The 14,524-nt window shown below is 71.7% G+C and carries 13 protein-coding genes and 1 tRNA gene; 9 read left to right on the top strand and 5 right to left on the bottom strand.

Features of this window, described 5'->3' with window-relative positions:
- Positions 1-109: 109 nt before the first annotated feature.
- From OG948_RS20755 to OG948_RS20735, 5 genes are all read left to right on the top strand, one after another.
- Positions 110-889: an HAD family hydrolase gene (locus OG948_RS20755; protein WP_406297955.1), complete on the top strand. Its 780-nt coding sequence runs from the start codon at positions 110-112 to the stop codon at positions 887-889.
- Positions 886-3,270 carry a glycoside hydrolase family 65 protein gene (locus OG948_RS20750; RefSeq protein ID WP_406297954.1) on the top strand — a complete coding sequence of 795 codons (2,385 nt, stop codon included), beginning with the start codon at positions 886-888 and terminating at the stop codon, positions 3,268-3,270. The genes OG948_RS20755 and OG948_RS20750 overlap by 4 nt, the downstream gene beginning before the upstream one ends.
- A 120-nt stretch (positions 3,271-3,390) precedes the next feature.
- Positions 3,391-3,894, top strand: a complete 504-nt coding sequence (locus OG948_RS20745) for a MerR family transcriptional regulator (RefSeq protein ID WP_406297953.1) — start codon at positions 3,391-3,393, stop codon at positions 3,892-3,894.
- Positions 3,894-4,241: a thioredoxin gene (trxA, locus tag OG948_RS20740; RefSeq protein WP_406297952.1), complete on the top strand. Its 348-nt coding sequence runs from the start codon at positions 3,894-3,896 to the stop codon at positions 4,239-4,241. The genes OG948_RS20745 and trxA overlap by 1 nt, the downstream gene beginning before the upstream one ends.
- 9 nt (positions 4,242-4,250) lie before the next feature.
- On the top strand, positions 4,251-5,021 hold the full coding sequence (locus tag OG948_RS20735; RefSeq protein ID WP_406297951.1) for an S-adenosyl-l-methionine hydroxide adenosyltransferase family protein: 771 nt from the start codon (positions 4,251-4,253) through the stop codon (positions 5,019-5,021).
- Here OG948_RS20735 and OG948_RS20730 read toward each other — a convergent pair.
- Positions 5,014-5,763 (bottom strand): CBM35 domain-containing protein, encoded by a 750-nt coding sequence (locus tag OG948_RS20730; protein ID WP_406297950.1) that lies wholly within the window; start codon positions 5,761-5,763, stop codon positions 5,014-5,016. The two genes, OG948_RS20735 and OG948_RS20730, sit on opposite strands and share 8 nt — an antisense overlap.
- A gap of 464 nt (positions 5,764-6,227) precedes the next feature.
- Positions 6,228-7,868 carry a diguanylate cyclase domain-containing protein gene (locus OG948_RS20725; protein WP_406297949.1) on the bottom strand — a complete coding sequence of 547 codons (1,641 nt, stop codon included), beginning with the start codon at positions 7,866-7,868 and terminating at the stop codon, positions 6,228-6,230.
- 466 nt (positions 7,869-8,334) lie between these two features.
- Here OG948_RS20725 and OG948_RS20720 point away from each other — a divergent pair, with 466 nt between their 5' ends.
- Both OG948_RS20720 and OG948_RS20715 read left to right on the top strand, forming a co-directional pair.
- Positions 8,335-9,729: a class I adenylate-forming enzyme family protein gene (locus OG948_RS20720; protein WP_406297948.1), complete on the top strand. Its 1,395-nt coding sequence runs from the start codon at positions 8,335-8,337 to the stop codon at positions 9,727-9,729.
- A 219-nt stretch (positions 9,730-9,948) separates the two neighbouring features.
- Entirely contained in the window at positions 9,949-10,479 is a 531-nt protein-coding gene (locus OG948_RS20715; protein WP_406297946.1) for a flavin reductase family protein, read from the top strand.
- A 21-nt stretch (positions 10,480-10,500) separates the two neighbouring features.
- Here OG948_RS20715 and OG948_RS20710 read toward each other — a convergent pair whose 3' ends face one another.
- Both OG948_RS20710 and OG948_RS20705 read right to left on the bottom strand, forming a co-directional pair.
- Complete coding sequence (locus OG948_RS20710; protein ID WP_406297945.1) at positions 10,501-11,376, bottom strand: acyl-CoA thioesterase; 876 nt, start codon at positions 11,374-11,376, stop codon at positions 10,501-10,503.
- Between the two features lie 136 nt (positions 11,377-11,512).
- Positions 11,513-11,776: a GlsB/YeaQ/YmgE family stress response membrane protein gene (locus OG948_RS20705; protein WP_406297944.1), complete on the bottom strand. Its 264-nt coding sequence runs from the start codon at positions 11,774-11,776 to the stop codon at positions 11,513-11,515.
- Between the two features lie 176 nt (positions 11,777-11,952).
- Between OG948_RS20705 and OG948_RS20700 the strand changes: the two genes are divergently transcribed.
- A tRNA-Thr gene (locus tag OG948_RS20700) sits at positions 11,953-12,026 on the top strand.
- Between the two features lie 51 nt (positions 12,027-12,077).
- Here OG948_RS20700 and OG948_RS20695 read toward each other — a convergent pair.
- Positions 12,078-13,115: a LacI family DNA-binding transcriptional regulator gene (locus tag OG948_RS20695; RefSeq protein WP_406297943.1), complete on the bottom strand. Its 1,038-nt coding sequence runs from the start codon at positions 13,113-13,115 to the stop codon at positions 12,078-12,080.
- 235 nt (positions 13,116-13,350) lie between these two features.
- Here OG948_RS20695 and OG948_RS20690 point away from each other — a divergent pair, with 235 nt between their 5' ends.
- Positions 13,351-14,460, top strand: coding sequence for an ABC transporter ATP-binding protein (locus tag OG948_RS20690; RefSeq protein ID WP_406297942.1), 1,110 nt, complete (start codon positions 13,351-13,353; stop codon positions 14,458-14,460).
- Positions 14,461-14,524: the final 64 nt, after the last annotated feature.

Here is a 14,524-nt window from a genome sequence, read left to right as displayed (position 1 = left end):
GGTCAAAACGTGCTCAAGCACCACACGTGACACGCCATCTCGCCCCAGGTGTCATCCGAAAAGATCACCGCACGGATAACCGCCCCGCATCGGGGGCAGGAGATCCGCCATGTTGGGGCTGCCGAACACCATCCACGCGCTTCTCTTCGACCTCGACGGGGTCTTGACCCAGACCGCCAAGGTGCACGGCGTCGCCTGGAAGGAGATGTTCGACCACTTCCTGCGCGAACGCGACGGCGCCGGCTTCACCCCGTTCGACCCCAGACGGGACTACGACACGTTCGTGGACGGCAAGCCGCGGCTGGACGGCACCCGTTCCTTCCTGGAGTCGCGCGGCATCGAACTGCCCGAGGGCGACGAGGGCGACCCGCCCGGGTCGTTCACCCTGCACGGGCTGAGCAACGCCAAGAACGATCTGGTGCTGCGGTTGATCCACGACCGGGGCGTCGAGGTCTACCCCGGCTCGGTGCGCTACGTGCACGCCGCGCGCGCGGCGGGACTCCCGTGCGCCGTGGTGTCCTCCAGCGCGAACTGCGAGGACGTGCTGCGCGCGGCCGACATCCACGACCTGTTCGACGCGATCGTGGACGGCGTGGTCGCCAAACGCGACCACCTCAAGGGCAAGCCCGCGCCGGACACCTTCCTGGCCGGCGCCCGGGCCCTGGGCGTGGCCCCCGCGCACGCGGCCGTGTTCGAGGACGCACTGGCCGGCGTCGCGGCCGGTCGGGCGGGCGACTTCGGCCACGTGATCGGCGTGGACCGGGTCGGTCAGGCCGAGGAACTGCGCAGGCACGGCGCGGACGTGGTCGTATCGGATCTCGACGAACTGCTCGACGGCGCGACCGGCGACCCGTCGAGCGCGCGGACCACGGCGGAAGGCACGGCATGACCACCGGACACCCCTACACGATCGAGCCGTGGGGGATCACCGAACAGACCCTCGACCTGGACCACCTGCCCCAGTCCGAGTCGGTGTTCGCCCTCTCCAACGGCCACATCGGGCTGCGCGCCAATCTCGACGAGGGCGAGCCGCACGGCCTGCCCGGCACCTACCTCAACGGTGTCTTCGAACTGCGCCCACTGCCCTACGCGGAGGCCGGGTACGGCTACCCCGAATCCGGCCAGAGCGTCATCAACATCACCAACGGCAAGATCATCCGACTCCTGGTCGACGACGAGCCGTTCGACCTGCGCTACGGCCAGACCCAGGACCACGAGCGCTCGATCGACTTCCGCGAAGGCGTCCTGCACCGCCGCGCGTTGTGGACCTCGCCGGCCGGCCGCACCGTCCGGGTCACCTCCAAGCGGTTGGTCTCGCTCACCCAGCGCTCGATCGCCGCGATCGAGTACGAGATCGAGCCGATAGACGGCCCGGCCCGGATCGTGCTCCAGTCGGAGCTGGTCACCAACGAGGAACTGCCGCTGCCCAACGCCGATCCGCGCGCGGCCGCCGTGCTGGAGGCACCGCTGCGCCCCGAGGAGCACACGCACAACGGCAGCAAGGCGATCCTGGTGCACCGCACCGAACACAGCGGCCTGCGGGTCGCGGTCGGCATGGACCACGAGATCGACGGTCCCGAGAGCATGTACGTGGAGACCGAGAGCGCCGCCGACCTGGCCCGGTTCAGCGTGACCACGGTGCTCGACCGCGGACAGAAGCTGCGGATCGTCAAGTACATCGCGTACGGCTGGTCCTCCACCCGCTCGCTGCCCGCGCTGCGCGACCAGGTCGCCGCCGCGCTGACCGCCGCGCGGTACACCGGGTGGCACGGTCTGGTCGACGAGCAGCGCGGCTGGCTCAAGCGGTTCTGGGACAACTCCGACATCGAGGTCGAGGGCGACGTCGAGCTGCAACAGGCCGTGCGGTTCGCGATGTTCCACGTGCTCCAGGCCGGCGCCCGGGCCGAGGAGCGGGCGATCCCGGCGAAGGGACTGACCGGGCCCGGGTACGACGGGCACTGCTTCTGGGACACCGAGGTGTTCGTCCTGCCGGTGCTCACCTACGGGCTGCCGCACGCGGTCGCCCAGGCGCTGCGCTGGCGGCACTCGACGCTGCCGCTGGCCCGCGAGCGCGCCACGCAACTGGGGCTCAAGGGCGCGCTGTTCCCGTGGCGGACCATCCGCGGCGAGGAATGCTCCGGCTATTGGCCCGCGGGCACCGCCGCGTTCCACATCGGCGCGGACATCGCGGTCGCCGTCGCGCGCTACGTGCGCGCCACCGGGGACCGGGACTTCGAGCGTGACTTCGGCCTGGAGATCCTGGTCGAGACGGCGCGCATGTGGCGCTCGCTCGGCCACCACGACGCGGCCGGCCTGTTCCGGATCAACGGGGTGACCGGCCCGGACGAGTACAGCGCGCTCGCCGACAACAACGTGTTCACGAACCTGATGGCGCAGTCCAACCTGCTCGCCGCGGCCGACGCGGTCGCGCGCCACCCGCACGAGGCCCGCGCGCTGGAGGTGAACACCGAGGAGACCGCGAGCTGGCGCGACGCGGCGCACGCGATGTACATCCCCTACGACGAGGACCTGGGCGTGCACCCGCAGGCCGACGGGTTCACCCAGCACCGGATCTGGGACTTCGAGAACACCCCGCCCGACCACTATCCGCTGATGCTGCACTACCCGTACTTCGACATCTACCGCAAGCAGGTGGTCAAGCAGGCCGACCTGGTGCTGGCGATGCAGGTGCGTGGCGACGCGTTCACCGACGAGCAGAAGCGCCGCAACTTCGACTACTACGAGGCACTGACCGTGCGCGACTCGTCCCTGTCGGCCTGTACGCAGGCGGTCATGGCGGCCGAGGTCGGCCATCTCGAACTGGCCCTGGACTACACCGCCGAAGCCGCCCTGATGGACCTGCACGACCTGGCCAAGAACACCAAGGACGGTCTGCACATGGCCTCCCTCGCGGGCACCTGCACGGCACTGGTCGCGGGCTTCGGCGGGCTGCGCGACCACGGCGAGTGCATGTCCTTCAAACCGCGCCTCCCGGTCGGCCTGACCGGCCTGGCCTTCTCCCTGTCGGTGCGCGGCGCCCGGCTGCGGGTGGAGACCACCCACGATCACACCACGTACACGCTGCGCGAGGGCGACGAGCTGGCGATACTGCACCACGGCGAGAAGCACCTGCTGGTCCCGGGCAAGCCGATAACGCTCGACATCCCACAGCTCGCCCGCGACGTGCCGCCCGGCCAGCCCAAGGGCCGCGCTCCGGTACACCGCCAGACCGCCCCCGACACCCACCCCACGGGCCCCAGCCCGAGCTGACCGATCCCTCGGCACACGCCGGGCCGGCCTCGACGCCGGCCCGGCGTTCGTCGTTCCCGACCGGGTCGGCGCCGAACACCCCTGGCCTTGACGTCCACGTCAAGGTCTACCGTTTCGGACATGCGCATCGGAGAACTGGCGGAGCGCGCGGGGACCAGCACCCGAACCCTGCGCTACTACGAGGAACGCGGCCTGCTGTCGGCTCGGCGCAACAGCAGCGGGTACCGCGACTACGACGAGGACGACGCCCGACTGGTGCGCGAGATCCGCGCGCTCCTGGGCATCGGCTTCGACCTGGAGGAGACCCGTCCGTTCGTGGAGTGCCTGCGCGCCGGGCACGACGCGGGCGACGAGTGCCCCGCGTCGGTGGCGGTCTACCGCCGCAAACTCGCCGAGCTCGACGCGTGCATCGACCGCATGCGGGGCATCCGGGCCCACCTGGCCGCCCAACTCGACCAGACCGAGCGCGCGCACGGCGCGATGGACGACGCCGCGACGCCGTATGCCGCGAGGCCGTATGCCGACCGGGCCCCGACGCCGGCCGCCTCGGCCGCCGCCGGCCTGCCCGACCCGCCGGAGCCCCGCTGCGCGCTGACCGCCGGCCCGCTCACCAAGGAGTCCTGATGACCACGCACGTGCACGACGCCACCGACGCCGACTTCGACACCGCCGTACTGGGCGCCGACCGCCCGACCCTGGTCGAGTTCACCGCCGACTGGTGCGGCCCGTGCCGGCAGATGGCCCCGGTGCTGGAGGAGATCGCGATCGAGGAACCGGGCCTGGCCGTGGCCAAGCTCGACGTCGACCGCAACCCGGGCACCGCGGCCCGCTACGGCGTGTTGTCCATGCCGACCTTCATGGTCTTCAGCGGCGGCGAACCGGTGCGGCAGTTCGTCGGCGCCCGGCCCAAGCGCCGGATCCTGGCCGAACTCGCGGACGTGCTCGGGCGGAACCCGGCCACCGCTCGATAGATTCCGGGGATGGCCATCCCCCGCCGGATCACCTTCACCACCGACTACGGGCTCGCCGACGGCTTCGTGGCCGCCTGCCACGGCGTGATCGCCGGCATCGCGCCGGACGTACCGGTCGTGGACGTGAGCCATCTGGTGCCGCCGGGCGATGTGCGGCGCGGCGCGCTCGTACTGGCGCAGACCCTGCCGTGGTTCCCGGCGGGCACCGTGCACATCGCGGTGGTCGACCCCGGCGTGGGCACCGCCCGCCGGGCGATCGTGCTGCGCGCCGGCGGGCACCTGCTGGTGGGGCCGGACAACGGCCTGCTCCTGTGGGCCGCGCGCGAGCTGGGCGGTGTGCGGGAGATCCGCGAGATCGCCGATCCCGCGCTCACCCTGGCGAAGGTCTCCCGCACCTTCCACGGTCGCGATGTGTTCGCGCCCGTGGCCGCCCATCTCGCGCTGGGCACGCCGGTCGCCGAGGTGGGCCCGGTCGTGACCGACCCGGTCCGGCTGCCCGAGCCGGTGCCCGGCGAGGTGCTCGCGGTGGACCACTTCGGCAACGTGCAACTCGCGTACGCGGTCTCCGACTTCGCCGGCGTCGACGCGCTTTGGATCGAGGCGGGCGGACACACGTATCGGGTCCCGTTGCGGAGCACCTTCGGCGACGTGCCCTCGGGGGAACTCGTCGGCTACGAGGACTCCGCCGAACTGCTGGCGATCTCGGTCAACGGCGGCGACGCGGCCCGGTTGCTGGACCTGCGGGCCGGCGACCGAGTCGGCGTCTCGCCCGCTACTTGAGGTTCGGCTGCTGGTTCTCGAACCAGACCTGGTCCAGGGCCGCCTTGCAACTGTCCCCTGACGCGCACGCGAGGGAGACGTCGTTCGAGCCCTCGTTGAGCTGCACCATGTTCCAGGTGCCGGTGACGCTGGTCGACGTGCCGTAGTTCTTGAGCTTCACCTTGTTCGTGGTGTCCTTGCCGTTCACCAGGATCGACAGGTTCTGTTCCTTGGAGCCCGCGTTGAGGAACTTCACGGCCAGGTAGTACGTGCCCTTCTTGGGCACCTCCACCTTCCAGGTGATGCTCGACCCCGAGGCCGACATGTCCAGCATGCCCTTGCCCGAGGAGTTGGCCACGCCCGGAACCTGGACCGCGCCGCCGCCGGGCGAAGCCTCCTCCGCCTCCAGCACGGCGAACTTGCCGCCGGGTGCCGTCGACGGCGCGCTGGAGGGCGACGCGGTCTGCGACGGGGCCGCGCTGCTCTGGCCGCCACTGGGCGTGGTCGGCGACTTCGCCTTGTCGTCCTTGTCGCCACCGCGGGTCATCAGCACGCCCGCGATCACCGCGATCACGAGCACGATCGCCACCGCCGCGCCGATCACCGCGCCGCGCCCGCCGCCGGCACTGCCGCCGCGCGGCGGCGGGGACTGCGGCGGGGGCTGCGCGCCGCCGTGTTCGTGCTGCGCCGGGATCGCCGCCTGGGGCTGCGTGTGCGCGGGCGGCGGGTAGCTCATCTGCCCGACCTGCACGTACTGCGGCATCATCCGATTGGCGGAAGAACCGTACGCACCGGTTGTCCCTGTCCCCTCGGCCGCTTCCTCACCCGGCGCCGGCCGATAGAGGTACCCGTACGGGTCTTCAGGTTCACCGTTGGTACCCGCCGTCATCGGGTAGTCCTCCCTACGTTCGCCAGGCCAAGCTTTGTCAATACCAGGCATCACACTAACGGGCGACGGGCGGGACAAGTGGCGTTGTCCGAGTGACGGGACTGTCACGAAAAGGCCCTACTGATGCGTATGGCGACCGGTCGCCGACCCGTTTCCGGTCCGTTCACGCCCGTGTCACCCGACCCGAACCACCCATCGATTCGGTGACCGAATTCACCCGTGACGCCCAATACATCCGCCGGCCCGGGTGGCCCGCGCCAGGGCCGGCCCGCCGACCGCCACCTCCCCGAGCCGAGCCGAGCCGAGCCGCACGGTGCCTGCGGCAACCCGACGCCGGTCTAGCCCGCCCGGCGCTGGGCCCGGTCGCGACGGCGCTTGTTCGCGTACATGTGCTCGTCCGCGATCCGCAGCAGATCCTCGGGCTCGGCGGCCTCCTCCGCCCAGCCGATCCCGAAGCTCGCGCCCTCCAGCGGCACCGCCAGGCCCTCGGCCGGGATCGGCACGGACAGCGCGCGACGCAGCCGCACCGCCATCTCCTCGGCCTCTTCGCGCCCGATCCCGTCGGCGAGCACCACGAACTCGTCGCCGCCGAGCCGGGCCACCGTGTCGCCCTCGCGCACGGCGGCGGTGAGCCGCTCGGCGACCGCCTTGAGCACCACGTCGCCGATGTGGTGGCCGAAGTTGTCGTTGATGTGCTTGAACCCGTCCAGGTCGCAGAACAGCAGCGCGACGCCCCGGCGCTCGGCGGCCGGCGGTTCGTCCACGACCACCACCGCGCCCTCGGGAATGCTCAGGATCGCGCCTGCGGGCACCGCCCACTCGTCCGCGTACGGCTCGCGCACCTCGCCGACCGAGCCGACCGCCCCGTCCGGGTCGGCGGCGGCGGGCATCCCGGGGTCGAGGCCGAACCGCGCGGCCAGCCTGGCGCGCAGCTCGCGCCCGTTCGGCAGCCCGGTCAGCGGGTCGTGGCTGGCCTCGTGCACGAGAGCCTGTTCGCGCTGCTTGCGGTCCTCGATGTCCTCCACGTGGGTCAACCCGAACCGCAGGTCGCCGAGCCCGTCCGCGACCTGCGAGGTCCGCAACGAGACCCAGCGGTACGTACCGTCGCTGCGTGCCAGACGCAGCTCGGTACAACCCGCCACCGGAACCGTGCCCCCCAGGTGTCCGCCGAGCAGCGGGCGGTCCTCCGGATGCGCCAGCGCGCCGAGCCCGAGCCGCTTGAGCACCGGCGCCGGGTAGCCCAGCATCCGACACAACGCGTCGTTGGCGCGCAGCAGTTGGCCCTGCTCGTGCCCACGCACCCCGGTCATCACCATGCCGCTGGGCGCGTACTCGAAGGCCTGCCGAAAGCTCTCCTCACTGGCCCGCAGCGCCAACTGCTCGCGCTCCAGTCGGGCCACCGCGCGCTGCATGTCGCTGCGCAGCCGCGCGTTGTCCACCGCGATCGCCGCCTGCGCGGCGAACATCCCGAGCACCTCGCGCCGCCACGGCGCGGGCCGCAGGCCGTCCACCGGCAGGTCCACCGACAACACGCCGACCAGGTCGCCCTCGGGCGTGTGCAGCGGCGCGAGCAACGCGTCGCGCGGATGCCAGGCCTCGGGGTGATCGCCGATCGGCAGGTCGGGTATCCAACTCGGGACGTCCCCCACGTCGGCCAGCCCCGAGCGGTGCCCGAGGAAGCGCAGCGGACCCCACGGCTCGGCGGCGGCCAGAATGCGATCCCAGCCCTCGCGCGAGCCGATCTGGCCGGCCATCGCCTTGCGCAATTCGTCGTTGCCGGCCACCGCCGCGACCTCCAGGTCGCCGTCGGCGCGGACGAGATTGACCGCCGCGACCCCGAACCCGAGGCCCGAAACCACTCCGTCGACGACGGCTTGGAGGGTGTCCTTGAGGTCGCGCGTGGCGTTCAGGTCGGCGACGACGCGGTTCAAAAGGCGCAAAGTCGCCAACCGGACGTGGGTCTCCGTCTCGGCTGTCATGGGTCTCCCCCAGGGGTCGACGCCGGTGTCTTCTGAACAGATATCGTCCGTTTACCAGAGAAACTGAATCACAGCGGGCTTCGCATTGGCGACGTTCCGTCATCGATCCGACTGTCACTGTGAGCCACCTCACGCTTCATACCGTATCGAGTCGGACCGTCGAGCCGCCCCGGAATCGCGTCCTCCGCCGGCATCCACCGCGCATCGTACGAGGCGGGAGCCCATTTTCGGGAACTAACCCAGGGTTCGCCACGCTGACCTGACGACCAATCAGATTCCGTACGGGCCGTTCGCTATGCGTCAGCGAGCTGAGGCACAGTCGATCCGGAGCATGATCGTGAACCTCCCTTCCCGGCGGACGGCGGAATCCCTACCGTACGTCCGTCAGGTTTCCGTACGATCTTGCGCGCGTCGCGGAGGCCGATACGGCGAACACATCGCGCGTCGAGCGACAGGGGTTGGGCCCATGACCGGTCTGGTCGTCGGGGAGGTCTTCGCCAACGCGGCCCGCGCCGCCGCGGACCGGGTCGCGATCGTGCTCGGCGAGCGCTCGCTGAGCTTCGCCGAAGTCGACGCGGCGGCGGAACTCGGACTGCGCCGACTGCTCGCGCTCGGCGTCGGGGCCGGCGACCGGGTCGGCTGCGGGCCGGTCTCGACCGGTCCGGGCATCGCGGCCGTACCGCTGTTCGCGGCGCTCGCCCGGCTGGGCGCGGTGCTCGTACCCGCCGACCCCGCCCACCCGGACGCGTACGCGCCCGCCCTGGTCCTGGACTCGGCCGCGCCGGCCGACGCGCTGATCGCCGACCTCGACGACGAGGACCCCGAGGACCTCCCGGAGCCGTCGGACATCGAGCCCGCCGAGACCGACCCGTGCCTGATCGCGCCGGCCGGACGCCGCGGCGCGCTGCTGTCGCACCGCGTCCTGGTGCTGCGCTCGCACCCGGGCGCGCTCGCCGAGTCGCGTGGGGCGCACGTGCTCGCGGCCGACCTCGACGACGCCCGGACCTGGACCCTCGCCCTCGCCCAGTGGCACGCCCGGGACACCCTGGTCCTGGTGCCCGGCGGCGATCCGAGCGCGCTGCGCGCCGCGGTGCGTGAACACGCCGCGACCCGGCTCACCGCCGCACCCGCCGTGTGGCGCGCGCTGGCCGAGACCGCGCCCGAGCGGCCCGCCGCCGACGAGGCCCTGGCCACGCTGCGGTTCGCCGACACCGAACCCACCGAGACCGCCGTGCTCGCGGAGATCGCCCGGATCGCGCCGAACGCGACCGTACGGGTGGTGCTCGACACGCCGGAGACCGGTCCGCTCACCGCGCTGTCCGGCCCGGACCTGTTCGCCCACCCGGGCGCCTGCGGGATCCCCGGCCCGCTGCAGTACGTCGCGCTCGACCCGGACGGCGAGATGTGCGTACGCGGCCCGCTGCTGTTCGACGGGTACGCCGACGACCCGGCGGCCACGGCCGAGGTGCTCGCCGACGGCTGGTACCGCACCGGCGACCTGGCCGTGCTCGACGAGGCCGACGGCGTGCTGACGGTGACCGGCCGCGCCGCCGAGCTGATCCGGATCGACGGCAAGGCGGTGGGTCCGGGCGAGGTGGAACGGGTCCTGAAGGACCATCCGGACGTCCGCGACATCGCGGTCATCGGCCTGCCGCACCCCACCGACGGCCGGCTGCTGGGCGCCGTCGTGGTCGCCGAGGATCCCGCCCGGGTGCCGGGGCCCGCCACGCTGCGTGACGCCTGCGCCAAGGCCGGCCTGGCGGCGCACAAACATCCCGTCCGGTTCTTCCACGCCGACGAACTCCCGTCCGGACCCACCCGGCGCGAGGACCTGGCCCGGGAGATCACCGCCAACCGGTGACCGGGGCGGGCCGTCGGGTCGAGCCGGACCGGACCGGACCGAGCCGCGCGGGGCCGACGACGCCGACCCGACCGGGCGATCCGGGTGGGGCCGGCCGGGGGTCCACCCCGGCGACCGGTGCGCGTCCCGTCCGGCCGACGGGACCGAACGATTCCGCCGACCCGACCGCCCGGCGAGGCCGATCCCGGACCGGGCGCTCGGCCCGCATACCCTGGAGCCGTGTCCGTGCCACCCCCGCAGCCCGTCGACGAAGCCGCCTTCAAGACCGCGATGTCCCGTTTCGCCTCCGGCGTGGTGCTGATCTCCGCCGTCGAGGGCGACCCCGACGACGGGGGTCCCGTGGACGACGTGGGGATGACCGCGACCGCGTTCATGTCGGTGTCCCTGGACCCGCCACTGGTACTGATCAGCCTGCGCCGCGAGGCGCGCATGCGCGACGTGTTGGACGAACAACCGTTGTGGGCGGTGTCGCTGCTGTCCCGAAGCCAAAGCCGGATCGCCGCCCGCTTCGCGATCCCGGGCCGGATCAGCGACCGGCTGATCTTCGCCGACCTCCCGCACGGCCGCGGCCCGGCCTCCGGCGCCGCGCTGGTCGGCGGTGCGCTGGCCACCCTGGAATGCCGCACCCACCAGGTGGTCGAGGCGGGCGACCACATCCTGTACGTCGGCGAGGTGCTGACCACGGGACTGCCCGACCCGGAGGGCCCGCCGCTGCTGCACTTCCGCGGCGGGTACCGGAGCCTGGGCTGAGCCCCGGGTCGACCCGCGTGGTTACGGGCGCGGCCCCGGCCGCATCAGCCCGTCCGCCGTCACCGAGGCCACCAGGCGTCCCGCCCGGGTGAACACCCGGATCCGCCCGTGCATGCGCCCGTCGCCCGCGTACTCGCTCGCGCACCGCAGCAGCAGCCACTCGTGCGCGGAGAAGCCCTCGTGGAAGGTGATGTTCTGGGCCAGCGCGACCGACATCGCCCGCCCGCCCCGCCGCTCGATCTCGGCGCGCGGGTACGGCCGCAACGCCACCGGGCCCAAAAAGCCCTCGGTCGACCAGGCCACGATCGCCCGGGCCATCGTCGCGGTGTCCGCGACCCCGGTACACCGCGTCCACAGGTCCAGACACGGCGGCCCGGCCAGGTCCGGGTCCAACGCGGCCGGCCCGCCCACCGTGCGCACCTCCCACGGCAACATCGACACCGGCAGTTCGGAGCAGTCCTCGGGCCCGACCACCTCGGCCGGCAACGGGTCCGCGTGCCGCACCAGTTCGGGCCCGACCACACCGAGCGTCACGAACGCCCGGTAGTGCTCGTGCCCGCCCTGCCGAAAGCCCACCTGGAGCATCGCCGCCGACCGGCCCTGATGCAGCCGCTCGACCCGCACCTCCACCGGTTCGACCGGATCCCCCGCACGCGGGAACACTCCCTGGAGCGTCTGCACCGCCATGTGCGGAACCACCCGCTCGGCCGCCACCACGGTCTGCGCCAACACCTGCGCGCCGAGCGTGCGCGGTATCCGGGTCACGATGTTGCGCGCACGAAAGCCGACCACCGCGCCGGGCCCGTCCGAGTCCGCGGGGTCCACCGGCGTCAGTTCCAGCGCGTCCACCAGGTCGGCCGTCGCGATACTCGGCCACATCGACACTCCACCAGCCATGCGCGCATGATCGCAGCCCACCGAACACGCACGACGCGGGGGCGGAGCCGATCGGCTCCGCCCCCGCGATGGGTCTCTCCCGTCGTCGCCCGTGCGCCGGAATCGGCTGCGCGAGGGAATCGGCCGCGCGAGGGAATCAGCGCCTGGCACCCTTTCCGGTGAACTTCACCACCAGCGAGACCAGGAACACGGCGACCGCGACGCTGATGATCCAGCGGATCCAGTCGATCCCCCTGGTGTCCTCGACCCCCAGGCCCGCGGCGATGCCGTAGCCGATCAACGTGCCCACGATGCCGACCCCCATCGTGGCCAGGAAGCCGATCTTCTGGTCGCCGGGAAGGAAGAGTCGCCCCAACGCGCCGATGATGATGCCCGCGATGATCAGGGAAACGATCGTCATGGTTCCTCCAGCGGACCATCCGACAGCCGTACAAAGTACCGCCGACCCGGATGTTTCCGGGCAGGTGTCTCCTGTTCCCCACGATCACCGCGCGTTAACGCGAACACTCCCGTGCCACAAAGCCCTAAGGTGGTTGCGCCCGCCGGGTGGCCACGGTGCAAAATGGTCCGGTACACGCCCCGATAGCTCAGTTGGCCAGAGCACGCGCCTTGTAAGCGCGGGGTCGTCGGTTCGAACCCGACTCGGGGCTCGATGGGGCCGCAGGCTGCGGAGACGCGGCAGGCGGCCCTTTTTCGCGCCCCTATCCGCCCGGCCGGCGGCGGCGGTCCGGAGCCGGTCCGGTCGAGCCGCGGACCACCAGTTCCGGCCGGTAGATCAACTCGGTGCGCGGCGCCCGACCCCCACCGATCTCGTCCAGCAGCGCGCGCACCGCCGCGGCGCCCATCGCCTGCACCGCCTGGCGCACCGTGGTCAGCGGCGGATCGGTGAACGCCACCAGCGGCGAGTCGTCGTAGCCCACCACCGAGACGTCCTGCGGGACCCGCAACCCGCGCTCGCGCGCCGCGCGTACCGCGCCGAGCGCCATCAGGTCGCTGCCGCACACGATCGCCGTCGCGCCCCGGTCGAACAGCGCGCCCGCCGCCGCCTGACCGCCCTCGACCGAGAACAGCGAACGTTCGATCCAGCCGTCCGCGTCCGCGTCCTCGACGCCGAACCGCTCGGCGAGCCCGCGCCGGAAGCCGGCGATCTTGCGCGCGGTCGGCACGTACCGCTCCGGCCCGACCGCGAGCCCGATCGCGGTGTGCCGCAGCGAGGCGAGGTGCCCTATCGCCAGTTCCACCGCGACCGCCTCGTCGCTGGAGATGAACGGCGCGTCCACCCCCGGTGCGAAGCCGTTCACGAAGACCATCGGCAGACCGCGCTCGACCAGGCGCAGGTAGCGGGACAGGTCCGCGCCCGAGTCCGAGTGCAGGCTGGAGACGAACACGATCCCGGACACCCCGCGTTCCAGGAGCAGTTCGGTGTAGTCGTCCTCGGTGACCCCGCCCGGGGTCTGGGTACACAGCACCGGCGTGTAGCCGTGGTGCGCCAGCGCCCGCTCGATGACCTGCGCGAACGCCGGGAAGATCGGGTTGTCCAACTCCGGGAGCAGCAGCCCCACCAGGCCCGCGCTGCGCCGCCGGAGGCGGGCGGGACGTTCGTAGCCGAGCACGTCGAGAGCGGTCAGGACGGCCCGCCGAGTGTCGTCCGCGACCCCGGGTTTGCTGTTCAGGACCCGACTCACGGTCGCCTCGCTGACCCCTGCCTGCGTTGCGATGTCCGCCAGTCGAGCCTTCATGCCCGCAGCCTAGTGACAGTTTCAGCAGGATTTCGCAGGGCCTTGCGGCCTACGCAAAACATTTCGGGCGTTCGGGACTGCTGACAGATGCCGTGCGCCCGGGTACGGTGATCGCTAGTCCATTGTGAATGGACTAGACCACTTGCCCGGGGCAGCCCGGGCAGCCCAGCACCGGGTACCTCACCCTCCACTCGGATCGTCCGGCACGTTCCTGCCGGTGGAAGGACACATCACCATGGCCACGGTCAGCTACAAGCAGGCGACCTGTACCTACAAGGGCGCCGAGCGCCCGTCCGTGAACGCGCTGGACCTGGAGATCGCCGACGGCGAGTTCCTGGTCCTGGTCGGCCCCTCCGGTTGTGGCAAGTCCACCTCCCTGCGCATGCTCGCGGGTCTCGAGGAGGTCACCGGCGGCTCGATCCACATCGGCGACCGCGAGGTCACCAACCTGGAGCCCAAGGACCGCGACATCGCGATGGTGTTCCAGAACTACGCGCTGTACCCGCACATGACGGTCGCCGAGAACATGGGCTTCGCGCTCAAGATCGCCGGCGTCGACAAGAAGCAGATCCGCGCGAAGGTCGAAGAGGCCGCGAAGATCCTCGACCTCACCGAGTACCTCGACCGCAAGCCCAAGGCGCTCTCCGGCGGTCAGCGCCAGCGCGTCGCGATGGGCCGCGCGATCGTCCGCGAGCCGCAGGTCTTCCTGATGGACGAGCCGCTGTCCAACCTGGACGCCAAGCTGCGCGTGCAGACCCGTACCCAGATCGCCGGCCTCCAGCGCCGCCTGGGCATCACCACCGTGTACGTCACGCACGACCAGGTCGAGGCGATGACCATGGGCGACCGGGTCGCGGTGCTCAAGGACGGTCTGCTCCAGCAGGTCGACACCCCGCGCAACATGTACGACCGCCCGGCCAACGTGTTCGTGGCCGGCTTCATCGGCTCGCCCGCGATGAACCTGATCGAGGTCGACCTCGCCGAGGACGGCATCCGCTTCGGCGACGCGGTCGTCCCGGTCTCCCGCGAGGCGCGCGAGGCGGCCGTCGCCGAAGGCGCGAAGAAGGTGACCCTGGGCGTGCGCCCGGAGCACCTGAAGATCAATTCGGCCGAGGGACTGTCCAAGGACAGCAAGGGCCTCACGGTGTCGGTGGACGTGGTCGAGGAACTCGGCTCGGACGCCTTCGTCTACGGCTCGGTCACCATCGACGGCGAGACCAAGCCGCTGGTCGTGCGGGTGCCCGGGCGTGAGGTGCCGGAGAAGGGCGGGGTACTGCACGTGGTCCCGACCGTCGGCGAGACCCACCTGTTCTCGACCAAGAGCGGCGAGCGACTGCACGACTGATTTTTGGGCGACTTTGTCGCCGGCTCGCGAGGCACCGCTTTTTCGCTCCCCCGCTACGCTCCTC

Source organism: Embleya sp. NBC_00888, from assembly GCF_045207655.1.
Classification (GTDB): Bacteria; Actinomycetota; Actinomycetes; order Streptomycetales; family Streptomycetaceae; genus Embleya.
Note: the sequence above shows the minus strand (reverse complement) of the source record. Positions and strands in the feature narration are given on the sequence as shown.